Source organism: Vreelandella sulfidaeris (genome assembly GCF_042429665.1).
GTDB lineage: Bacteria > Pseudomonadota > Gammaproteobacteria > Pseudomonadales > Halomonadaceae > Vreelandella.
The window spans coordinates 1,224,940-1,246,897 of sequence record NZ_JBHMAC010000010.1; the positions used below are offsets into that span (position 1 = coordinate 1,224,940).

19 protein-coding genes are annotated in these 21,958 nt (G+C 56.0%); 6 read left to right on the forward strand and 13 right to left on the reverse strand.

Going from position 1 to position 21,958, the window contains the following annotated elements; all coding sequences use genetic code 11:
* Positions 1-34: 34 nt before the first annotated feature.
* From ACFFLD_RS10555 to ACFFLD_RS10565, 3 genes are all read left to right on the forward strand, one after another.
* Positions 35-1,264, forward strand: coding sequence for a porin (locus ACFFLD_RS10555; protein ID WP_386039895.1), 1,230 nt, complete (start codon positions 35-37; stop codon positions 1,262-1,264).
* 11 nt (positions 1,265-1,275) lie between these two features.
* The gene (locus tag ACFFLD_RS10560; RefSeq protein WP_386039897.1) at positions 1,276-1,725 is read left to right on the forward strand and encodes a phosphate ABC transporter substrate-binding protein; all 450 of its coding nucleotides are present in this window, start codon (positions 1,276-1,278) and stop codon (positions 1,723-1,725) included.
* 112 nt (positions 1,726-1,837) lie between these two features.
* On the forward strand, positions 1,838-4,036 hold the full coding sequence (locus ACFFLD_RS10565; RefSeq protein ID WP_386039899.1) for a putative bifunctional diguanylate cyclase/phosphodiesterase: 2,199 nt from the start codon (positions 1,838-1,840) through the stop codon (positions 4,034-4,036).
* Positions 4,037-4,207: 171 nt separating this feature from the next.
* Here the strand turns inward: ACFFLD_RS10565 and ACFFLD_RS10570 are convergent, their stop codons facing one another.
* The gene (locus ACFFLD_RS10570; protein WP_386039901.1) at positions 4,208-5,872 is read right to left on the reverse strand and encodes an electron transfer flavoprotein-ubiquinone oxidoreductase; all 1,665 of its coding nucleotides are present in this window, start codon (positions 5,870-5,872) and stop codon (positions 4,208-4,210) included.
* A 451-nt stretch (positions 5,873-6,323) separates the two neighbouring features.
* On the opposite strand from ACFFLD_RS10570, the gene ACFFLD_RS10575 reads away from it, so the two are divergent.
* The 3 genes from ACFFLD_RS10575 (at position 6,324) to ACFFLD_RS10585 (ending at position 8,869) form a co-directional block, all read left to right on the forward strand.
* Positions 6,324-7,073, forward strand: a complete 750-nt coding sequence (locus tag ACFFLD_RS10575; protein WP_386039903.1) for an electron transfer flavoprotein subunit beta/FixA family protein — start codon at positions 6,324-6,326, stop codon at positions 7,071-7,073.
* A gap of 56 nt (positions 7,074-7,129) precedes the next feature.
* Entirely contained in the window at positions 7,130-8,056 is a 927-nt protein-coding gene (locus tag ACFFLD_RS10580) for an electron transfer flavoprotein subunit alpha/FixB family protein (RefSeq protein ID WP_386039905.1), read from the forward strand.
* Positions 8,057-8,257: 201 nt separating this feature from the next.
* Positions 8,258-8,869, forward strand: a complete 612-nt coding sequence (locus ACFFLD_RS10585; protein WP_386039907.1) for a superoxide dismutase — start codon at positions 8,258-8,260, stop codon at positions 8,867-8,869.
* Between the two features lie 216 nt (positions 8,870-9,085).
* On the opposite strand, the gene ACFFLD_RS10590 is transcribed toward ACFFLD_RS10585, so the two are convergent.
* The 12 genes from ACFFLD_RS10590 to gspD form a co-directional block, all read right to left on the reverse strand.
* Entirely contained in the window at positions 9,086-11,194 is a 2,109-nt protein-coding gene (locus ACFFLD_RS10590; protein ID WP_386039910.1) for a phosphatase PAP2 family protein, read from the reverse strand.
* Positions 11,195-11,326: 132 nt separating this feature from the next.
* Complete coding sequence (locus tag ACFFLD_RS10595; RefSeq protein WP_386039912.1) at positions 11,327-12,058, reverse strand: hypothetical protein; 732 nt, start codon at positions 12,056-12,058, stop codon at positions 11,327-11,329.
* Between the two features lie 10 nt (positions 12,059-12,068).
* Positions 12,069-12,617 carry a hypothetical protein gene (locus ACFFLD_RS10600; protein ID WP_386039914.1) on the reverse strand — a complete coding sequence of 183 codons (549 nt, stop codon included), beginning with the start codon at positions 12,615-12,617 and terminating at the stop codon, positions 12,069-12,071.
* Positions 12,614-13,927: a hypothetical protein gene (locus ACFFLD_RS10605; RefSeq protein WP_386039916.1), complete on the reverse strand. Its 1,314-nt coding sequence runs from the start codon at positions 13,925-13,927 to the stop codon at positions 12,614-12,616. Before ACFFLD_RS10605 ends, ACFFLD_RS10600 begins: the two co-directional genes overlap by 4 nt.
* The gene (gene gspK / locus ACFFLD_RS10610) at positions 13,927-14,955 is read right to left on the reverse strand and encodes a type II secretion system minor pseudopilin GspK (RefSeq protein WP_386039918.1); all 1,029 of its coding nucleotides are present in this window, start codon (positions 14,953-14,955) and stop codon (positions 13,927-13,929) included. Before gspK ends, ACFFLD_RS10605 begins: the two co-directional genes overlap by 1 nt.
* Positions 14,946-15,611, reverse strand: coding sequence for a prepilin-type N-terminal cleavage/methylation domain-containing protein (locus ACFFLD_RS10615; RefSeq protein WP_386039920.1), 666 nt, complete (start codon positions 15,609-15,611; stop codon positions 14,946-14,948). The genes gspK and ACFFLD_RS10615 overlap by 10 nt, the downstream gene beginning before the upstream one ends.
* Positions 15,608-16,000, reverse strand: coding sequence for a type II secretion system protein (locus ACFFLD_RS10620; RefSeq protein WP_386039922.1), 393 nt, complete (start codon positions 15,998-16,000; stop codon positions 15,608-15,610). Before ACFFLD_RS10620 ends, ACFFLD_RS10615 begins: the two co-directional genes overlap by 4 nt.
* A complete protein-coding gene (locus ACFFLD_RS10625; protein ID WP_386039924.1) occupies positions 15,993-16,505 on the reverse strand; it encodes a GspH/FimT family pseudopilin in 513 nt (170 codons plus the stop codon). Before ACFFLD_RS10625 ends, ACFFLD_RS10620 begins: the two co-directional genes overlap by 8 nt.
* Complete coding sequence (gene gspG, locus ACFFLD_RS10630) at positions 16,502-16,945, reverse strand: type II secretion system major pseudopilin GspG (protein WP_386039926.1); 444 nt, start codon at positions 16,943-16,945, stop codon at positions 16,502-16,504. Before gspG ends, ACFFLD_RS10625 begins: the two co-directional genes overlap by 4 nt.
* Before the next feature lie 16 nt (positions 16,946-16,961).
* Positions 16,962-18,170: a type II secretion system inner membrane protein GspF gene (gene gspF / locus ACFFLD_RS10635; RefSeq protein ID WP_386039928.1), complete on the reverse strand. Its 1,209-nt coding sequence runs from the start codon at positions 18,168-18,170 to the stop codon at positions 16,962-16,964.
* Positions 18,171-18,308: 138 nt separating this feature from the next.
* Positions 18,309-19,826: a GspE/PulE family protein gene (locus tag ACFFLD_RS10640; protein WP_386039930.1), complete on the reverse strand. Its 1,518-nt coding sequence runs from the start codon at positions 19,824-19,826 to the stop codon at positions 18,309-18,311.
* Positions 19,823-21,943, reverse strand: coding sequence for a type II secretion system secretin GspD (gene gspD / locus ACFFLD_RS10645; RefSeq protein WP_386039932.1), 2,121 nt, complete (start codon positions 21,941-21,943; stop codon positions 19,823-19,825). Before gspD ends, ACFFLD_RS10640 begins: the two co-directional genes overlap by 4 nt.
* Positions 21,944-21,958: the final 15 nt, after the last annotated feature.

Genomic DNA, 21,958 nt, shown 5'->3' on the forward strand with positions numbered 1-21,958 from the left:
GATTTCATAATAATTTTTTATACGGGAAACGGGAATGGTAAAGCAAGCCTCTTGGCTCTGCGCCATCATGATTCTTATCTACAGCAGCGAGTTGCTTGCCGATAATGCATCACCGTCAGTGAAATTTAACGGCTTCGGCACGCTCGGTATTACCCACTCTGATGAACGCAATGCTGACTTCGTGGCTGATCCCTTTGCATCAGAAGGCGCAGGGTATAGCCAAGATTGGAGCGCAGAAGTTGATAGCCGGTTAGGGCTTCAAGGGACGCTGCGTATCACACCTCAACTATCTTCTGTTGTTCAGGTGGTTAGCGAAAAACGCTATGACGGCTCATTCTCACCTGAGGTTGAGTGGGCCAATATCCAGTACGAGGCGACTGCCAATCTTAGCTTTCGTATCGGGCGTATGGTGCAGAGCTCTTTCCTGGCCTCTGAACACCGTAAAGTCAATTACGCCACGCCTTGGGTGCGGCCTCCCCAAGAAGTATATCGCTTAATCCCGGTGGCTAATTTTGATGGTGTTGATATGCACTATCGGTACTATATCGGTAGGGCAACTAACAATGTCAGTGTGAACTTTGGCGGCGGCAGCGTTAACTATCAGACTGGGCGTATCGATGCGTCCGATTCCTGGGGCATTTCCCACCGAACCCAATGGGGGGACACCACCCTGTTTGCGAGTTATGGAGAATTAAAAGTCAGCGCTGATGAGCTCTCACAATTCTTTGATGTGTACCGCTTATTTGGTCCCCCAGGAGAGGCGATTGCCAGCCGTTACGAAGTCGATGGCAAGCGTACTGGTTTATTGAGTCTAGGCATTAGTTATGACCCCGGCTCGTGGTATGTCATGGGGGAGTGGGCGCGTTCTTCATCGCCTTCGCTGTTAGGCGATAACGAAGGTGCTTATATTAGTGCTGGCTATCGTATTGCTGATTGGACACCTTATGTGAGCGTGGCGCGTGCAACCGCGGTCAGCAACACCTCTGACCCGGGGCTCAATGCGGCTCTTTATCCGTCGCCTTTTGCAGAGGGCGCACAGGTGCTCAATAGCGCATTGAATGGGTTACTCTCCAGCCGCTTACAGCAAAACAGTCTATCGATAGGCATGCGTTGGGACCTTCGTCCCGGTATGGCCCTGACGGGACAATATGATCATATTGATATGCGTTTCAACTCATCAGCAGGGCTGATCAACCAACAGCCCGAGTTTGCTCCCGGTGGAAACATCAACTTGTTCAGCCTTGCGCTCGACTTTGTCTTTTGAGGAGAGCCACGGTGTCTAAACGACGTTTTCCTCCTGGAATCAGCTTGGTACTAGGCCATGTGCTAGGTATCGTTTTTGGGTTAGTTCATCACACTGCGTCAGCGGAGGTGCTCGTGGTGGTATCAGCAGATGCCCCTTTTACTCGCCTGACGAGTCACGATCTAAAGGATATTTACTTGGGACGTCGCTCGCAGTTGGGCAGCGGTATCGATATCGTACCTCTGGATCAAGTGGAAGGCACCGCGGCGCGAAGCGAGTTTTATACCCATTACACCGGCCAGACCCCAGCGCAAATTAAGGCGCACTGGGCCAGGCAGATATTTACCGGCCGTGGGCAGCCGCCCCAAGCGCTTGCGAATAGTCGCGAGGTGGTCGAGCGACTAGCAAATGATACCAACGCCTTGGGCTATATTGACCCATCTTCGCTTGATGATCGTTTGCGAGTACTCACCGTTGAGTAATACTAATTATCCTGAGCGACCTAAATGGGCCGACGTCGGCCACTCGAAAAGCATGTTTAGCCGATGGCTTCACCCCCTTGTGGAGCCATTGGTGCTATTGAGCATGGTGGCAATGTTAATATTGCTTGTGATCGTGGGTTTCACTTACTTTTTAGTTAATAAAGAGCGCTCAGCCATTGAGCACCAAGCACTGAATTCAGTAGCGGAAATTACCGATACGTATGAAGCCCGGGTCGTAAGAGCGCTGAGAGAAATCGATACTGCATTAAAGCTAATACGCTTTACCGCGCTCAGTAACGACTACCCAAGTGTGCTCAATGCACTAGACGCCCAGCATCTTCTGCCCCCTGCCTTACTGTTCACCGTTACGATCGCCGATGAACAAGGCATTATTATTGAAAGTACCAATGACGCTCTCATTGGGCAGCGCGTGTTCGCTACGATGCCTTTATGGCCAACTGATGATGGCTTGACGGTTGCTGAAACTGAGATGTACCAAGCAAGTCAATTGACGTTTACCCGGCCGATAATAACTGAACAGCAGAGCATCTCGGGCTGGGTCGTCATTGCCATTGACGCTGATTACTTTGTTAGCGGTTATAACGAGCGTTCTCTTGGCCAGCAAGGCATGCTTGCCTTGGTCGGGACTGACGGAATAGTGCGTGCCAGACGCACCGGCAATACTATCTACACTGGTGAATTTATGGGCATGGCGAGCTGGCAGAGCGACCCGACGATCGATGCAGCCAACCGTCCTTTTGTGACCCAATGGCAAGGAGTTGAACGCTATACGTTGTTGCGGTCGCTGTATGATTTTCCACTGTCAATCGTGGTAGGGCTTTCGATTAATGAGCAGCTGGCGCCTGCCCACGCGCTGGCGCAAACATATTGGCGGCGAGCCGCCTGGGCAAGCGGTCTGTTACTGTTGGTGCTCGCTATCCTGAGTCGCTTAAGCTGGCACCTTCAGCGGGCACGCAAACGGGTAATGGATGAGCGGGTGTTACATGCCCAGCGGGTGGAACACCTTGCTTTTCATGATGCGCTTACCGATCTACCCAATCGCGCCTTTTTAAGTCATTTGGTGGGCCAGGCGGTGGTGGGGGGAGGGCGTCAGGATGATACCTTCGCGCTACTTTTTTTAGACCTTGATCGCTTTAAGTTAATCAATGATTCCTTAGGTCATGAGGCGGGAGATCAACTGCTCAAAGAGGCGGCCAAACGGCTTGCTGCGGCGGTAAGGCAACATGACGTGGTGGCTCGTCTGGGCGGTGATGAGTTTGTGGTGCTGCTCCGCAAGGTAAGTCGTCGTGATCAGATAGATCCTATTGCGAATTTCTTGCTCTCCACTATCAAAGCACCCTTTAGCTTGGCGGGTCAGTCGTGTCATGTATCGGTCAGTATCGGTATAGCGTTGTTTCCGTCTAACGGACTTGACGAACAGACACTGATGAAAAGAGCGGATATGGCGATGTATCAAGCTAAGCAGGCAGGTAAAAACAATGCCCAGTACTACAGCGCAGAGTTGAGTACCGAGCTGGACGTTCGCTTAGCCCTGGAATCAGGTTTGTATCGAGCATTGGAAAATCAAGAGTTTAGACTGTTTTATCAGTCCAAATATGATGCACAGCAGGGAACCATGCTGGGTATGAAGGCGCTGCTGCGCTGGCAGCATCCCACTCTCGGATTGCTGGAGCCAGACCAGTTTATTGCGCTCGCGGAAGATAATGGCTTGGCTATACCTATCGCTCACTGGATACTTGATAATGCCTGTCGGCAGCACATGGCATGGCAGCGTCTAGGCTTTCCGGCGCTAACGATGGCCGTAAAAATGACGGCACACCAGTTTTACGATGATAGTTTTGTCGACACTCTTCGTCAGGTGCTAGCGGATACCGGCATAGAGCCAACACTGCTGGAGCTAGTGATTGCCGAGAGCGTTTTACTGAAGGACGTTGATCTAGCGGCGAGTATCTGTGCAGAGCTTAAAAAGCTCGCCATCACGCTCGTGGTAGACGAATTTGGCAAAGGCTATATCTCGTTATCTGATTTAAATATGCTGCCGTTGGATAGCATTAATCTTGATGCCTCGCTAATCCATGAGGGGGCAGATTCCCAGCAGCATCAACAGCTCTTGCCACCTCTTGTGGAACTGGGTAAATGTCTGAGTTTTCAGCTGGGTGTGAAAGGGATAGCTGCGAATGATCACGCTGGCTTTATGGCCAGTCACGTCAGCCAGCCGTTTCAGGTGTTTTATATCAATAAGTCGTTATCCGCTGAAGAGTGCTACAAAGCAGGCCTGCGCGAGGATTAGTCATGTTGGCTTATGACCCTTATCTTACCAATAGTGTTTAGTGATGCGGCTATTGACTCTTGCCCATACCCTCTTGCTGCTATCTTTCTTGCTCGTTTTCCTCTTGCCCATTGCCTGCTTTTTTACAATGGCACTTAACACGTGCATGGCAGGCAATGGGCTTTTAAGTTATTACATGTTGGGATAGTTGGGGCCGCCGCCACCCTCTGGCGCTACCCAGGTGATATTTTGCGCTGGGTCTTTGATATCACACGTTTTACAGTGCACGCAGTTTTGGAAATTGATCTGAAAACGTGGTTCACCAGCCCTATCTTCAACGACTTCGTAGACACCCGCAGGGCAGTAGCGCTGCGCCGGTTCAGCATACTTGGGCAGGTTGTGCTGAATCGGGATGGCGGGATCATCCAGGCGTAAATGACATGGCTGATCCTCCTCATGATTGGTATTGGAAAGAAATACCGAAGAGGATTTGTCGAAAGAGAGCTTGCCGTCAGGTTTTGGGTAGTTGATTTTTTCAAATTCAGACGCGGGCTTCAGCGCGCCATGATCAGTGTTGGTGTCGTGTACATTGGGCAGCTTGTTGCCCAGCAGTTGGTTAATAAAGTTATAGGCGCCGCCGCCCATCGTGCCGTACTTGTGCATGGCGGGACCAAAGCTCGCGTTCTCTTTAAGCTCCTGATAGGCCCAGCTGGCCTCCCACTTCTGGGTAAAGCTTGTGAGTTCCTGACCACCCTCATCGCCCGCCTTCAGTGCTTCAAATACGCTTTCCGCCGCCACCAAGCCAGATTTCATGGCGGTGTGCAGGCCTTTAATCTTGGAAAAGTTGAGCGTGCCAGCATCACAGCCGATCAGGAGGCCGCCGTCGAAGGTCATTTTAGGGAGGCAGTTAAAGCCACCTTTGGTCAGCGCACGTGCGCCATAGGCAACCCGCTTGCCGCCCTCAAGATACTGGCTGAGTGCCGGATGATGTTTCATGCGCTGGAATTCATCAAAGGGCGAGAGCCACGGATTCTGGTAGGAGAGATCCATGATTAAGCCAACCACCACCTGCTGATTCTCGGCGTGGTATAAAAACCATCCGCCAGCGGTGTTTTTATCCAGCGGCCAGCCTGAGCCATGAACCACCAGGCCCGGCTCGTGTTTATCAGCGGGCACATCCCATAGCTCTTTCAGGCCAATGCCGTAGTGCTGTGGATCGCGTCCGGCATCAAGGGAAAAGTGCTCGATTAGGCGCTTACCTAAATGGCCCCGGGCGCCTTCGGCAAACAGGGTATATTTGGCTCGCAGCTCCATGCCTGGCATATAACCATCTTTGGGGGTTCCATCCGCGGCTACGCCCATATCACCAATTTGGATGCCGCGTACCACGTTATCTTCAATAATCACTTCCTGGGCGGCAAAGCCGGGGAAGATCTCAACACCCAGCGCCTCGGCCTGCTCCGCCAGCCAGCGGCACAGGTTGCCTGCGCTGATTACGTAGCGTGTCATGTCACCGCCGGTGTTGTGCATGCTCTTGGGAACCAGCGAGTTAGGCAGCTTTTGCGCTTTCTGGGCGTCCTTTAGCAGATATACATCGTCGCGAATGGCGGGAGTATTCAAGGGCGCGCCACGGTCTTCCCAATCGGGAAATAGTTCTGCCAGTGCGCGGGGTTCAAAGACTGCACCCGACAATATGTGCGCCCCCACCTCAGACCCTTTTTCGACTACGCAGACGGTCAGTTCCTGCTCAGCTTCATTGGCTTGCTGCATTAGGCGGCAAGCAGCGGCAAGCCCGGATGGGCCCGCACCGACAATGACGACATCAAAGTCCATTACATCGCGTTCAACAGTTTCCACCCGGTTTCTCCTTATTCTCTTTAAGTGCCTTTTTTCTATTAGGCTAGCTAATGGGTGCTAGCATATAAAATGCGGCCTTAATTTAAAACGGTCGTTTGCTTCTGGTTATGCCCCATGATAGGCATAATACCTGTGTCAGGTCACGCCTACGATGGCCTAAACAGCATTTAATGACTGGCGTGTGTGCTGTGCTTACATTAGCGTTACGACCAAGGCCGTAGACATCAAGTGTTGTTGATGACCGGCAGGTTATGGCAAATTGATAGGGTTTTTCAATTGCGAACCTATCAAACGCTTGGATGAATTTTTATAGCGCCGCTAGGGTGATGGCGGCGTCTATGCTCAGAACGTTTTCGTTAAGAAAGCATATCGTCACTTTTCAATAGAGGTATCCGATCAGCGGATGCCATCTCAGGTTAACGGCTTTTACTACAAGCTAAGCGAGGAAACCATGAAAGTACTCGTCGCGGTGAAACGCGTCATCGACTACAACGTCAAAATCCGCGTTAAGGCGGATCATTCGGACGTCGACCTGACCAACGTCAAGATGGCCATGAACCCCTTCTGCGAAATCGCCGTTGAAGAAGCGGTGCGCTTAAAAGAAAAGGGCGTGGCGACAGAAGTTGTCGCTGTCACCGTTGGCCCCAAAGCCGCTCAGGAGCAGTTGCGCACTGCGCTGGCGCTCGGTGCTGACCGGGCCATCCATATTGAAACTGACGAGCGTGCAGAATCGCTCGCCGTCGCTAAGCTCCTGGCCAAAGTCGTCGAGGAAGAGCAGCCCGGAATGGTGATTCTTGGTAAGCAAGCCATCGATACCGACAACAACCAGACCGGTCAAATGCTGGCTGCGCTGACAGGCCTGCCTCAGGGTACCTTCGCCTCAGAAGTAGCGGTCGAGGGCGATAAGGTGCACGTCACCCGCGAAATTGATGGCGGCCTGCAAACGGTTGCGCTCTCGCTGCCTGCAATTGTTACCACCGATCTACGTTTGAACGAGCCGCGCTACGCCAAGCTACCGGACATTATGAAGGCCAAGAAAAAGCCGCTGGACGTTAAAACCCCCGCCGACTTTGGCGTGGAGGTTGCTTCCAAGGTTAGCTTGGTGAAAGTGGAATCCCCGGCTGAGCGTAAAGGCGGCATCAAAGTGGCCTCGGTAGACGAGCTGATCGACAAACTGAAAAATGAAGCCAAAGTTCTTTAACACAAGCGTGTTACGACAAGCATGTTAATAAAAGAGCTTTGAAAGGAGTGGATTGCATGAGCATTCTGGTACTTGCTGATTTACACGAAGGCCAGCTGGCGAGCACTACCGCCCACGTGGTAGCCGCGGCGAAGGAGATTGGTGGCGATATTGACGTGCTGGTCGCCGGTGAAGGCGTTCAGGCGGCGGCTGAGGCTGCCGCAAAACTCGACGGCGTAAATAAAGTGCGCGTCGCGGATAACGCCGTTTATGCCCATCAGTTGGCTGAGCCCATGGGTGCGTTGCTGGTCGAACTGGCCGATGGCTATACTCACGTGCTGGCCAGCGCCTCCACCACGGGTAAAAACGTGATGCCGCGTTTGGCGGCGCTTAAAGATGTTAGCCAGCTTTCTGATGTGATTGCGGTGGAGAGCGCCGATACGTTTTCTCGCCCGATTTATGCTGGTAACGCCATCGCCACGGTTAAGAGCGATGATGCGTTAAAGGTGATCACCATTCGTACGACCGGCTTTGATGGCGTGAGCGAAGGGGGCAATGCCACTATCGAAGCGGTCGATCTGGTGGTTGAAAACACCCAGTCCAGCTTTGTTAAAGAAGAGCTGGCGCAATCGGATCGCCCGGAGCTGGGTGGCGCCAAGGTAGTGATCTCCGGCGGCCGCGGTATGGGTAATGGCGAAAACTTTAAACTACTTGACGGTATTGCCGACAAGTTGGGTGCGGCCGTTGGTGCCTCCCGCGCAGCGGTAGACGCAGGGTTTGTGCCCAACGATATGCAGGTCGGTCAGACCGGTAAAATCGTGGCGCCCGATCTGTATATTGCAGTAGGCATTTCCGGTGCCATTCAGCACTTGGCGGGTATGAAAGACTCCAAGGTGATCGTCGCCATTAACAAGGATGACGAAGCGCCTATTTTCCAAGTCGCCGACTATGGCTTGGTAGGCGATCTGTTTGAGCTGTTGCCCGAGCTTGAGAGCAAGCTGTAAGCGATTAAGTAAGTGATTAGCATTGAGCCGACGTCGTCAGAGGTCGGCTTTTTTTATGCCAGTGCATTAGGTAAATTGCCAATAGTTGACTAAAGTAGTGGGGCAAAGGATAAGAAATATCAACCTGATGGTTGAAAAAGCTGTGGGCCGTCCGCAGATAGGTTAATGAAAGCAACGAAAGCCACTCAAGGAGATGATGATATGGCACATACACTACCTGAACTGCCGTACGCATATGATGCTCTTGAACCGCATATTGATGCGATGACAATGGAAATTCACCATTCACGTCACCATCAAACCTACGTCAACAACCTGAACGCCGCGCTAGAAGGCACCGGGTTGGAAGATGTGCCGGTTGAAGAGTTGGTTGCCAGCCTGGACCGTGTTCCAGAAGCCAAGCGCCAAGCCGTTATCAATAACGGTGGTGGCCATGCCAACCACTCCATGTTCTGGCAAATGATGTCGCCTAATGGTGGTGGCAACCCGCAAGGTGACGTTGCCAACGCTATCGATAGCGAATTGGGCGGCCTTGAAGCGTTCAAGGAAGAGTTCAAGAAAGCGGCTGTTGGTCGTTTTGGTAGCGGCTGGGCATGGCTCTCCATGACACCAGAGAAAAAGCTGGTCGTTGAAAACACCCTGAACCAAGACAGCCCGTTAATGCACGGTAATACACCGCTGCTGGGTCTGGACGTTTGGGAACACGCTTATTATTTGAAGTACCAAAACAAGCGTCCTGACTATATTTCTGCGTTCTTCAACGTGGTTAATTGGGAAGACGTTGAGCGTCGCTATCAAGCTGCGCGCGGTTAATAAAGAAAAGGCTGGTGCTTCGGTGCCGCCTTGATTTGATGGACAGCCCCATTGAATCAAGCATTATATGCAACAAGCCCGGAATAAAATCCGGGCTTGTTTCGTTTCAGTTCTTTCTTATCAAGCGCTTCTTTTAAGTCGCTGCCCGTACGTGAGGTTCGGGCAGCGACTGAGCGTGCCGTTTCACTTGTCTTAAAAAACGTCTTAAAGAACGCTTTATAGAACGGTAGCGACCACGGTGCCCGCGGAGTAAGCCAGCTCAACATCAACACTGTCTGACACAACCTGGCTGAATTGACCAAATAGGTTGCTGGCATCAACGATCGTGTAGCGAGTCCCCGCGGCGGGGATTTGATCGCCAAAATCAAGGCTTAGCGTGCTGCCTTCAATATAAGCTAGCTGGTCGACGCCAACGGTGTTGGCGCCATTGCCTAGATCAATCGCTAGCGTGCCTGCTTCAAGCGTAAAGTTGCCATCAATTTGCACTCGCTCCGCATCGGTTGGCGCTACACGCACGGTGCCGTCCTGAACGTAGACGCCACCGCGACCAAAAGCGGTTTGCGAAGCGGCAGAAAGCGTACCGCCCTGAACCAAGGTACCGCCAGTATACGTATTGTTACCCGCCAGGATTAGCTCACCGGTACCAGCCTTGGTAAGGCGACCTTCGCCGTCAATGTCGTTGTACCACCCATCGCGAGCGTTAAAGCCGCCTTTCTCGGCGTCCATGGTGACTAAAACATCCCCTTCAAAAGCAGCATACCCGTCTGCCGCGGTGACCAGATCCAAACGGCCCCAGCCGTTGGTTTTGTCAAGTAGCGGATAGCCAGAATCAACGGCTGTGGTGTAAAGCACCGCCCGACGTTGAGCGTCGCTTAGATAAGGCAGACGTGAACGCAGCAGTGATTCAGCACCTAACGGCACGACAACCGGCTGGCCCGCTTGGCTCACGTCCTGGGGAAGGTTATAGGTCATCCGCTCGCGATAGTTGGCGCGATTGGCAGCACGATCGTTGAACCAGTTATTATCAAACACTTCGGTGGTGACGTTGCCGCCTTCCGCCAGGCTCCTTTCGTTTTCGACGTTGCGATGAGCATAATCATAAAGATCCATGCCTGCTGTCTTAGCGAGCCCGCCGAAATATTGCTGTGCCTGCTGGTATGCTTCGTCCGCCTCGTTGGCAATATCAGGCTGGTTCAGTGCATAGCTGGCAACAATCATGGAGTGAATACGTCCACCGATAACATCAGCAGGCGAGTGCATACCGGCCATAATACGGCTTTCACCTAATAACGAACCGCGCGTCAGCATTTCCGCATAGCGCTGAGGTATGGCGTAGGCGTAGGCCATCGAGGCGAGATAGCCCGCATTAGTGTGTCCGCTGGGGTAGCCACCATCTTTGCGGCGGTTTTCGGTAGTGGGCGTGTAAAGTCCCTTGGCTTCATTGCTGGCGCTGTGAGCGCGCCGTGCGCATATCAGTCCCGGCACGACAGAAACGCTGCTGTTATACACATCGTAGGTGACACTGTCGGGGCCACACGGGTAGTTCGCTTCGGTGCGTAAGAACTCGACGTCGCCATTATCATTCATGCGCCACGGGCGTGGTGTCGAAAAAATATACTTGGAGGCGTTGGTAGAGGCTGGTGAACGTTGGCGGAAGGCGTCTACCAGACGTACGACGTCACCTAGTTCGCTGTTGGTATCACCCGCATAGGCAATGCCGTCATTATGAGACGCTTTATAGTTAGCGTCTGCCAGCACTTGTGAGGTGCTTGGCACGGGGATGTCGGTATAGGCACCTGAGGCGCTAACGTAGCTTCCGGTCAACGGGCCGAGACCGTCGATCACGCTGTAGTTTTTACTGCGCATATCGTCGAGGAAGGCGAGGATGGCTTCATCGTCACTGCGTCGTTGCGTGGCGTCGATCACGTACTGGATGTTGGCGCGCCAAACCTCAGCGTTGCGGATTGGATTACTAAGATAGTTGTCAGGGCCGTCGCCATTGGCATTGTTTTGCCACACATCGGACGTGCCTTGCCATATATCATTATGGCCGCGTAGCAAATAGGCGATGGGGTTATCGTTGATTCTAAAGCGAAGCGAGCCGTCTGCATTGTTTTCAGCATATTGCTTGGCGGGCAGCGGGTAGGTATCGCTTGGGGTCGCAACGGTAAACTCCTCACCAGTGCCGCTTGGCAAGGCGGGGCGCTCGGGTGTAATAGCGCTGGAGGCGTTGTCATCATTATCAGAACAGCCTGCCAGTGCTAACAGAGCGGCTGTAATCGCCGCTGCCAGTAGCGTTTTATTTCTTAACGTCACATCAATCATTGAAGGTCCCTTGCTATAAAATTAGTTATCACGCATGAAAGGCGCGCTGGAGACCTTAAACAATGTTTGTGATCAAACGGTGACGTTTATTTTACTGTGGCTAATAAAGTGCATTTTTTAGCTAAGAATCGATCACCAGGTAACATATTGATCAACCTGCTCTTCTAGCGGATTGCCCTGGTTAACGGGGGAGAGTAGGACGCGCCATTCGGTCAGTGGATGTTGTTCTTTTACAAAGCCCCGCGCGCGTGCGCTGCCTCCTGACGCGTTCAACGTCGCCGTCATTTCCAGTGAGAGCGCCTCGCCATCCTCAAGCGTTAACAGCAGCTCAGGGGCGCTACCGGTACATACCAGGCTTAAGCGTGCATTGCCCAATGTCATTGGGGTAGGTGAGAGTAGCTGTAGCGGGGCCGCGGTCAGTGCGCCGCTGCTGGAAAGACACTGGCGGCCCTGTAACGTCACTAACAGCTCGCCCTCCCAGTGTGCGCTTAGCGCTACCGGTAGTTGGGTTAGATCCAGTGCCGACAGGTCGCCACCTCTAATCCGCCAGCGGGTTTTTAACCCCCGCCACTCGCCGTTAATCTGCCAGGCTGTCGGTGCTTGTCCTAGCTGGGTATTGATTGCTGGTGGCCAAGTGAGTTGCCATTCAAATGGCCCCAGCGCTATCGGCCAGCCGCTGGCGGTCATGACCACGCGACCAACGCCTCCTTTGGTTAACGTGCCCGAGAAACGCTCAAGCTTAAACGGACTAGCCGAGGGCAATACGCTAGCTAATCCCGCCAGCGGCCAGTTAAGCAGCAGGGTAAAGAAAAATACCAGGCCGACTGTCAGCCCTGCCAAGAGCCTAATTACAACGCGCTTCATAACGCTCTCTTCATGGTTGTTGACGGCCTTGCGGCGCTTGTTCAGGCTGGCTGTGCCAGCGGGTATCGATAACCAGCCGGTTAGCGGCTTCGCGCTCTAGCGTCCAGTCAAGTGCACACCAGCCTTGCTGGGCTGCCCATTGGGCAAACTGGCTAAACGCCTCGGGAGATTGCGTCCGCGCACGGGTGATCACGATGTCGCCAGCAGGCTCAATTTCAATGCTGGTGAATGCTAACCCATGGTCGATAGCCGCTCGTCGCCAAGCGTCGGGAACCACCGGAGTGATGGCCGATAGCCCTTGCCATGCACCGGTATGGATGGTCGAGTGCGGCGCATCATCCGCGGGCCACCGTTCCCACCATAGATAAACACCCGCTGCCAGCGCCCCGACCAGCGCCAGAACTAGCAGCACGCGTTCGCGCGGTGAGCGCTCCCCCACAAGGTGGAAAAGCGGTGCCAGCCAGTGGCCCGCTCCGGCAAGTGTTATGCGTCTTCGCTGGGCTTGTTTGTGTGGTGCATGACGAGGTGTGTTTGGTGGTGGTGCCGAAGACGATGTCATAGTGCTGAAGGCTCCGCATCTGGGGATGGCTGATTAAGCGCCAGCGTCAGCGATAGTTCGTCGGTGGCCTCTGACCACTGTGCCTCGCCTAAATCCAGCAACTGTTGACGAGCCCGGCTAATAACGACGGGCGCAGGCGGCTCGCTGCGTCGCCAACTAAAGGTCACCTGATCATTCACAACGGCGAGTCGTGACAACTGCCAATCCTCATTCTCCAGTCGTGTGGCGACCTGGTGGGTCAATGCCTGGAGTCGCTGGTTGCGAGCACTCAGTTGATGCAGGGCCTGTCGGCGTGACGCCAAGCGGTCAAGCGCTTCGCGTTGAGGCGGCGGCTTGCCGACAAAGCGCGCGGCAAGGGCGTCAGTATTGCGCTCGGCAAGCAAGCTGCTTTCTTGATAGTACGCGGCCAGGGCAAGGACGCCATTAAGCGCAACCAGCACGACCGCGGCGACCAGAAAATGTCTAAGTGACCGGTTTGCCAACAGGCCTGACGATGGGCGGGAGCGTTGCTTGCCCGTGGCGTGAAAGGGCAGTGCCGGGGGAAGATGGTGCGCATACCAGCGTACGCTATGCGTCCGGTTGCCCAGTGCGTCGGAGGCCTCTTGTGACGTTGGCGTGTCTGCCTCGGCAGTTTGATCCAGCAAATCAGTCGTTGGATCCTGCAAATCGGTAGCAGGGTCCGTAGGATCCAGCCAATGAAGTTCCTCCCAGCCAGGCGGTGTCGGCCACTCATGAGGCCAGGCGAGCCACTGTTTTGACGGCGTTCCGCCCGGTGTAACAGGGTCGCCGCGCCCCTTGAAAAGCCGATATTCACCATCGATTAACGTGGTGGCGCTGGTTTGGTCGGCGGGTAATGCGAGGGCAAGAAACCCCACCGACCAGCCTGCCAATTCAATACCCTGATGCTGGGCCCAGGCCTGCCAGGCAAGTAACTCGCTGGAGGACAGCGTGATCAGTTCTAGGTGATCACGGCCACGTTCAAGCATGTGCAGATGAAGGGTGTGGGGATCGTCAAGCGTCAGGTCTTCTAACAGCAGCGGCCATTCGCTGCGCTTGATGGCACGCGAAGCGGCTAGGTGAAAATGGCTCACGGCATCGGCGCGCAGTACCAGCACCCCTGGCGTCACTTGGGTGAGTTCAGCGAGGGAGAGCCATGCCTGGTGATGACTCTGCTCGATTAGCGTTCCGTGGTCGCCGCTGACGCTGTCATGCCAATCCAGGGTTAGCGTTTCGGCGCGACCTGGCGCCTGTCGACAACGAGGGGCGATCACGAGACAGGTCGGTGAGGCGGTCAATGGGGAGCGTCGCATCAGAAAGGCTCTACGGCTGAGGATGAGAAAAGCGTCGCCTGAGGCGCAAAATAGCCGTTGCGGCGGTTGAGTATCTGAACCCGGGCAGCTGGCTGCAGCGGTTGAAACGCACTGGTACCTTCGGCGAGCAGCTGACGATAAAAATAGTAAGGTGTACCGTCCAGGGTAATGCGGATATGCAGCGCCAGATAATCGGGCGTCAGCGTTATACGGTTGCTGTAGGTGTCCAGCCAGTCAGCATCGCCGCCGAATACTTCACGCACGGCGTCAAGGCTAGGGTAGCCGCCCGGTGGACGGGCCTTTATCAACGTGGCCAGCACGGCGCGATCGACTTCACCTACAAACAGGGCATCCAGCAGCGGTAACTCGTCAGCGCCCACGCTATTAAGATTGAGCCGCCAGGGGCGACTATCGGGGAGCGTACAGAGCGCTTTGAAGCGGCGGTAACGCCCAGTATCGAGCGGCGCCAGCCAGTTGAGCTCGCTGATGTCGCGCATCGCGGTGTCCGCGCTTAACCGCGGTGGATCAAGGCGTGCATAGTCGGCGCCATCCATGCCGCCTTCACGAGCAATATTATTGCTGTCGACCCAGTCGGTTAGCCGCGCGACAAACTCCCCCGGGGTGAGATCATCCATGCGGGTATCGGTACGGTTGGCAAGCCAATAAAGCAACTGACGCTGGGCCAATTCAGGCTCTTCTGCTGCCAGGGTGTTGATGTTAAAGCAGCGTCGCTGATCCTCTACCACCAGGCGCAGCGTGCCTTCGTCGGTGGGATAATCAAGCGGCTGTCCGGCCAGCGTTTGCCACCATAGCGCGGCGCGGCGCACCGCTATGTCGGTGAGCGCGCGCTGGGCGATAATCTCCGCACCATGGGCATAAAAGCGCGCCTGGGTTTCCTGCTGCTGCAGCTGCAATCGAGTAATGTCACGCTGGCTCTGCAGGGCGAGCGACGTCAGCATCATGCTGACCAGCGCCATGGCCAGCAGAACCATCAGCAGCGCCGCGCCGCGCTGTTGCTTCAAGGCCATGGACGCAGGTCGGGAAGGTGGGCCATCAGGGTGATCTCCTCTTGTCGACGTTGCCAACTGAGCTTGACCCCACGGCTGATACCGTCGCTAGGGGGTGTCTCGTTCCAACGACCATCGCGATAAAACGCGATCTGCACATGATTAACATCTTCCAGTACGGCGACAGGCTGCCACTGGATATCAGCCACGGCGTCAAGCATGCCCGCCGAGTAAAGCGAAAGCGTTTCTGCCGTAGGATCCCATTGCAAACGCTGGCGCCGAAGCTGGGTGTAGTGATCGCCGATGGGGAGCGCGGTGCCGCTTAGCGACACCCAATCAAGCCGATGCAACGACGGTCGATAATCGAGCGGCGTATTGAATAGCAACAGCCCCTGCTCACGCACCGGTCGTACTACCAGCGCTTCCAGACGACGCTGAAGCAAGCGGCTAAAATCGATATCCGCCGCCAGCGGTGCGGGTTCCGCGAAGCGCTCCTGGGTTACCACCAATTGATTCACCAAGCTGGCGACACCCAGCCCCACCAGCGCGGTGAGGGCGATGGCAATCAGTACCTCCAGCAGCGTAAAGCCCGTTTGCCGAAGTGGCCGGGGAGCGTCTGCTCGGCCGGGAAGGAGTGTCGACGGCATAGCCGACATTGTCGCTAACGGCGTATTCATGGTGGGGCCAGAAAGAGCGTGAAATGCAGCACTGGATCCTGCCGTTCAGGATCATTAAACAGGCTAAGACGGCCGCTACGCATACGTTGAATGGGAGTGGCCGAAACCTCTAACCGCCACCAGCAGGTGTGCCCCGCTTGCGTTAGCGACCCTTCATGGGTACCGATCGGAGGCCAGTAGCTCTCCAACACGGCGCGACTCTCGAACTCCCAGGCGCACAGCACCATGGGGCCTCTGCGCTGCTCTGTTTCAGCGGTGCGAAAGCGCTGATGAATCCCCTGCGAGGTGACCACTGCGATGAGCGCCAGTATAAACAGCGCCACGACCACCTCCAGCAATGTAAAGCCTTGCTGGGTGCGGTAGTGAAGGGAGGCGTTACGCCTACTCATGTGAGCCATCTAAAAGGCTCACTGACAGCGCGGTTACTTCGATAGTCTGCCGGGCAGTGTCGCTATTCAGCGTCAGCTGTGCGCCCAACACTTCCCCATCGGGCCACCATACCAGCCAAGGCAGGGCTGTCTCGCTACTTGGCAAGGGTGAGCGCTCCGGTTGAACCGATAGCGGCCAGCGCGTGGGGGCTAATCCGCTATTGGTCCCCCACGGTTGCCAACGGCCATCCGGTTGCCAGCTCATGAACTGATAGCCGTCTGCGACCGGCTGCCAGCCAATCACCTGTTGGCGGGACGTCGCCACATTGCCAGCCAAGCGAAACTCGCCGGCCAACTGATGGGCAACGCCCCGCAGTCGGTTATCGCTATTACCACTGCCCAGCCACGCCACGCTTAGCATGCTGCCTAGCCCAATAATGGCCACGACCACCAGTAGCTCCATTAACGAAAAGCCTTGCTCCGATCGTCGCTTACCAAGGCGGTAGAAGTAGAACGTTGAACTCATAACATCCAGTTGCCGATATCAGCATCCAGGCCTTCGCCACCAGGCTGCGCATCGGCACCTAACGTGTAAATGTCCACGCTGCCGTTTTCACCGGGGCTGCGGTACTGGTAAGGATTCCCCCATGGATCTTCGGGAAGGCGGCGCACATAGCCGTCTTGACGGTAGTTATCCGCCAGTGGCGCCTGGGTGGGGGGCGACGTGAGCGCCGCGAGACCCTGCTCGGTCGTCGGATACCGGTAGTTGTCCAGGCGATACATATCCAGCGCCTGCTCAATGGTGGCGATATCGGCACGCGCTTTCTGCTGCATGGCATCGTCCTGATTACTCAGCACATTAGGGGCAACGATGGCCACCAGCAGGCCGATAATAAAGATGACCACCATGATTTCGAGTAGCGTGAAACCGGATTGACTGCGCGGAGGAAAGCGATGGTTTTGCATGAGTGCCTCTGGTTGATTACATAGCAATGGCGGTGTTCAACCGCATGACAGGGAGCAGAATGGCCAGCACGATGGTGAGCACCACGCCGCCCATAAACAGAATCATCAAGGGCTCTAGAAGCGCCAGGGCCATGTCGACACGGCGGTTAAACGTGCTCTCCTGGGTGTCGGCGATACGCTCGAGCATCTCGTCCAGAGTGCCACTTGCTTCGCCGCTGGCGACCATGTGCATCAAGGACGGCGAGAAGCGTCGGGTTTCCTCCATGGCACGGTGAAGGCTGATGCCTGCTTCGACGCGCAGGCAGAGCAGATCAACCGCGGCGCGCATCTGGCGGTTGGAAAGGGTGTCGCGACTGACCCTCAGGGCGTCAAGCAAGGCGATACCGCTACGGGCCAGGATGGCCAATGTGCGCGTTAGTCGGCCGGTATCTAACAGGCGGATCAATTCACCGATGCGCGGCAGGCGCAGCAGCAGGGCATCCAGGCGATCCCGTACGGTGGGGCGGCGCAGCAGGCGTATCACCAGGGGCAGGCTGAGCGCTACGCCAAGCAATAGCCAGGGACCCACCGTTAATACCAACTCCGAGAGTGAAATCATCAGCCGGGTTAGCAACGGCAGCTCAATGTTGGAGCGCTCAAACTGGGCGGCCAGTTGGGGAACGACATAGCTCATTAGCGCGATGACTACCGCAAGCGACACGCCCGCTAGTACCAATGGATAAATCAGCGCCGTGCGCGCTTTCTGACGTTGGGCCTGAACCCGCTCTAAATAATCCGCCAGTCGCTCAAGCACCACTGCCAACCGCCCGGCGCGTTCGCCGGCCGCCACCAGTGAGCAGTAAAGCAGGTCAAACGTTGGATGCGGGCGCAGGCTATCTGCCAGGGAGTGCCCTTCGCGTACGCGATTGCCCACCGCCAGCAGCAATGCTCGCTCACGCTGGCGCTCCGCTTGGCGCGTCAGCGCGTCAAGCGCGCTGTTGATAGGAATGCCCGCTTCTATCAGGGTGGCAAGCTGACGCGTGAGTAGCGTAAGGCTAGCCGTGTCTAGTCCCCCACGCCGGCTGGCGTGCGCTGAGCTGTGCCGATCACGAACGGCTTCAAGCCGGCGCGGAAACAGCCCGCGATCGCGTAACATCTGCCGCGCCTGACGTTCGCTGTCTGCCTGAAGGATATCCTTCTGCCGTCGGCCGTCATGGCGAACGGCCAGGTAGCGATAGGTGGGCATTCTTTCTCCTCAAGCTAGTGGCAGAAGTGCCTCGCCGCCTTTTGCGCAGGTAATTTTGCACAGGGAATGGGAGCGGTAGTATCGCAAGCGCAGATTGCAGCTTTATGTCAGTCATGGACGGTAGAGCCGTGGAGGCGACTAGCGCTGGATCGCACGCAGTACCTCGTCGAGACTGGTTTCGCCAGCGTTCAGGCGTGCCAGTGCCGCCATCGCCAGTGACTGCGCGCCCGCCTCGGTAAAGGCGTAGTGCGCAAGCGCCGACTCGGCGGCCTGATCATGGATCATCCCCGCCAAGGTGACATCAATAGGAATAAACTCATAAAGCCCTAAACGACCGCGGTAGCCGGTCCCGTCGCAGCGCTCGCAACCTACCGGTTCGGCTAGCTGTTTTAGACTAACCAACCCCTCAAGCCAGTGGGTTTCTCCAGCACTCAAAGGTCGCCAGCGACAGCACTCGGGGCACAGCCGACGCACCAGACGCTGAGCCATGATGCCCTTCAAGCTGGTGGCCAGCAGGAAAGGTTCGACGCCCATGTCGCGTAGCCTGGCAATGGCCCCCAACGCGCTGTTGGTGTGTAGAGTGGAGAGCACCAGATGGCCCGTCAGGCTGGACTGTACCGCCGTAGCGGCGGTTTCAAGATCGCGTATCTCACCAATCATGATAATGTCCGGATCCTGGCGCAGAATGGCGCGCAGCCCCTGGGCGAAGGTTAACCCGGCACTGGGGTTGACCGGCGTTTGGCCGATTCCGGGAATCGCGTACTCCACCGGGTCTTCAACGGTAAGAATATTGCGGCTGCGATCATTTAATGCATTGAGGCTTGCGTAGAGCGTGGTGGTTTTACCCGAACCGGTGGGACCGGTATTGAGCAAAATACCGTTGGGTTGACGCAGTACTTGGCGATAACGTTCCAACAGGGGCGGCGGCATACCTAACCGCTCCAGATCAAGAAGCGAGGCATGTTTATCCAGTAGGCGCATTACCACCCGCTCGCCGTGAATGCCGGGCAGCGTCGAGACACGAATATCCACATCGCGGCCGGCCGCTCGAACGGTAATCCGGCCATCCTGGGGGTGGCGCTTCTCAGCAATATCCAGATGCGCCATCACTTTGATGCGCGAAATCAGCATGGGGGCCAGCACCCTGGGCGGACGCAGCGCTTCGCGCATGGCGCCATCGACCCTGAGCCGGATCACCAGTTCCCGCTCGAAAGGTTCGACGTGAATATCCGACGCCGAGAGTCGCAGCGCTTCGGAAAATACGCCGTTGATCAGTCGAATAACGGGCGCTTCGTTTTCGCTCTCCAGCAGGTCTTCAGTACGCGGCAGCTCCTGCATCAGACTGGCGAGATCGACGTGCTCCGCCAAGCCTTCAAGCAGCGCTTCGTTATCGGCGCGAGCAGCATCAAACAGCGCGCCCAGCCGGGTCTCGAAGGCGTCTTCCTCGAGCCATTCGCAGGCTTGAGCCCGTCCGCGTCGTCGCTGAACTTCCTGAAGTATCTCAAGCTGCAGTGCCGACGCTGCGTGTTCGCGACGACACACTAATCGGTAGCCCTGATCGACGGGTTCAATCGCTACCCCGGCACGCTTGGCCAGGCGGTAGGGCAGCCGGCCATCGTCGGTGGTAGGAGCATCGAGGCCACTCACCAGGCTCATTGAGCCAGGCTCCCCAGGCGGCTGCGTTGTGATTGGAATAAAACGCTCTCACCCTGGCTGGTGGTTTCGCCAACAGAGCGTTCGGGAGCATTGTCGGTCGGCTGCTCCAGCGGGGTGAGTACCTGTTCTCCCTCGAAGCCAGCCAGCAGTTGCTGGGCGCGCATGTAGCGGTATTTTTCACCGGTAGCGCTATCCATCTGCTCTGAACTATTAATAACCCGAGCGCGAATAAACACCATCAGGTTTTGCTTGTCCTGCTCGTTGCGCGAGTACTGAAACAGGTTACCCACCAACGGTATGTCGCCAAGCAAAGGCACCTTGGCGGTGTTGACGCTACCGCCGTTACTGATCAAGCCGCCAAGGATCACAATGCCGCCGTCGCGAGTAATCACCGACGTTTCAATTTCGCGCTTGTTGGTCACCACATCCGAGGCCTGGACGTTAGGCGCCAAGGAAGAGACCACCTGGGCGATATCCATACGGATCGTGTTGTTGGAGCTGATGGAGGGGCGAATACGCAGGCTGACGCCAATATCCTCGCGCTGAATGATCTGGTAGGGATTTTCATTGAACGTGGTGGAGCCCGTCACAAACGGTACTTCCTGGCCGACCAGAATATAGGCTTCGGTGTTATCCAGCGTGGTAAGCGAGGGAGTGGAGAGCAGGTTGGTGTCGCCATCGCTTTGCAGCGCTGAAAGCAGGGCGGCAAAACTTACCCCGCTGTCATTGATGCGCCCGACCCCGGCGGTAACGCCGGTCAGGTTGCCAAGCAATTGTCCCAACTGGCTGGTGTTGTCCTGGGCGATTGCCCCGGCAATCGCGTTGATGCCCGGCTGCCCTTCGGCGGGGTAGTTAAAGCCGCCAATCGGGGTGGTGCCACCGCTCAGATCACCAAATAGCCACTGTAGACCAAGCCGACGGGCCCGGGACTCGGTGATTTCGGCAATGATTGCCTCGACCGCTATTTGGGCGCGGCGAATATCCAGCTGCTTGATAATCGTTTCCAGTTCGTCCAAGCGCGGTGAGGGTCCTATCAGCACCAGCGCATTGGTGGAGGGGTGAACCGCAAAGCCAACCTCACTGTCACCGTTCGATAGCGTGCCGGAAAGCACCTGGTTGGAAGCCGCCTCCGGTAACCGACCGCCGCTGCCCAGACCACCCCCCATTCCTTGACCGTCGGCCAAGCCACCCGAACCGGTCATTTGCTGCATCAAGCGCTGCGCTTGTTGATTAGCGCCGCCTGAGCTTTGGTTCTGCTGGCCGGTAAGACCACTCAGCACTTCAACCATTGATTCGGCGTCGACATTTTCTAGATATATGACCCGGGTATTGCGCTGTTGCGTACGCGGTTGATCCAGCGTGCCGATCAAACGCTTGATCCGCGACAGATCCTCACCGCCACCGAAAATCAATAGCGAATTACTGCGTTCATTGGCCACGACGCGCACCTGATTACCCTCTTCCCGTGCCATCAGCGTATCCAACGTCTGCGCGAGGTCATCGGCATTGGCATGTTCAAGCGGAATCACCTCGGTCTGCAGGTCGCGGCGCTGATCCAGGCGTGCCGCCAACTGCTCAAGGCGCACCAGGTTGTCGCGCCAGTCGGTGACTACCACCAGATTACTGGCGGGCCAGGGCGTAACGGTGCCCGACTGACTATCAATTAAAGGTTGCAGAACCTGGGCAAGTGTTGCGGCATCCAGGTGTTGGGTCTGGATCACCGCGGTAGCCACCGTACTGTCATCGTCTTCACCTGCCAGCGGCAGCGGCTGGGTGCGCGATACCTGGGCGGGCACAATGCGTACTTGCCCGTTGCCGAGTTCCACCGCCGCGTAACCGTTGACCTGCAGTTCATTCTGAAACACTCGATAGAGTTCTTCAGCCGTCAGTTGGCGCTGGCTTGAGAGCGAGACAGTACCCTGAATACGCGGGTCAACCACAAAGTCGCGGCCGGTGATGCGGCCCACACTTTCAATAAATTCGCGCAGGCTAGTTTCTTGAAAATCGACGCTGTAACGCGGCTCGTCGCTTTCGACTTGCGCCATGGAAACCGAGGGGAGCGCCAGTAGTAAAACCAGTAGTAAAAATAGCGCAGTCATTAGTGAGCGGCACATCATGTTGAAAACTCCAAA

What these genes read in the sequence shown, in the direction of transcription:
- ACFFLD_RS10600 (WP_386039914.1), bottom strand. Translation starts at nt 12,617, where the DNA reads ATGACATCGTCTTCGGCACCACCACCAAACACACCTCGTCATGCACCA.
- ACFFLD_RS10620 (WP_386039922.1), bottom strand. Translation starts at nt 16,000, where the DNA reads ATGAGTAGGCGTAACGCCTCCCTTCACTACCGCACCCAGCAAGGCTTT.
- gspF (WP_386039928.1), bottom strand. Translation starts at nt 18,170, where the DNA reads ATGCCCACCTATCGCTACCTGGCCGTTCGCCATGACGGCCGACGGCAG.
- ACFFLD_RS10580 (WP_386039905.1), top strand. Translation starts at nt 7,130, where the DNA reads ATGAGCATTCTGGTACTTGCTGATTTACACGAAGGCCAGCTGGCGAGC.
- ACFFLD_RS10575 (WP_386039903.1), top strand. Translation starts at nt 6,324, where the DNA reads ATGAAAGTACTCGTCGCGGTGAAACGCGTCATCGACTACAACGTCAAA.
- ACFFLD_RS10615 (WP_386039920.1), bottom strand. Translation starts at nt 15,611, where the DNA reads ATGAATACGCCGTTAGCGACAATGTCGGCTATGCCGTCGACACTCCTT.
- ACFFLD_RS10605 (WP_386039916.1), bottom strand. Translation starts at nt 13,927, where the DNA reads ATGCGACGCTCCCCATTGACCGCCTCACCGACCTGTCTCGTGATCGCC.
- ACFFLD_RS10640 (WP_386039930.1), bottom strand. Translation starts at nt 19,826, where the DNA reads ATGAGCCTGGTGAGTGGCCTCGATGCTCCTACCACCGACGATGGCCGG.
- gspD (WP_386039932.1), bottom strand. Translation starts at nt 21,943, where the DNA reads ATGATGTGCCGCTCACTAATGACTGCGCTATTTTTACTACTGGTTTTA.
- ACFFLD_RS10595 (WP_386039912.1), bottom strand. Translation starts at nt 12,058, where the DNA reads ATGAAGCGCGTTGTAATTAGGCTCTTGGCAGGGCTGACAGTCGGCCTG.
- ACFFLD_RS10555 (WP_386039895.1), top strand. Translation starts at nt 35, where the DNA reads ATGGTAAAGCAAGCCTCTTGGCTCTGCGCCATCATGATTCTTATCTAC.
- gspK (WP_386039918.1), bottom strand. Translation starts at nt 14,955, where the DNA reads ATGGCCTTGAAGCAACAGCGCGGCGCGGCGCTGCTGATGGTTCTGCTG.
- gspG (WP_386039926.1), bottom strand. Translation starts at nt 16,945, where the DNA reads ATGCAAAACCATCGCTTTCCTCCGCGCAGTCAATCCGGTTTCACGCTA.
- ACFFLD_RS10585 (WP_386039907.1), top strand. Translation starts at nt 8,258, where the DNA reads ATGGCACATACACTACCTGAACTGCCGTACGCATATGATGCTCTTGAA.
- ACFFLD_RS10625 (WP_386039924.1), bottom strand. Translation starts at nt 16,505, where the DNA reads ATGAGTTCAACGTTCTACTTCTACCGCCTTGGTAAGCGACGATCGGAG.
- ACFFLD_RS10565 (WP_386039899.1), top strand. Translation starts at nt 1,838, where the DNA reads ATGTTAATATTGCTTGTGATCGTGGGTTTCACTTACTTTTTAGTTAAT.
- ACFFLD_RS10590 (WP_386039910.1), bottom strand. Translation starts at nt 11,194, where the DNA reads ATGATTGATGTGACGTTAAGAAATAAAACGCTACTGGCAGCGGCGATT.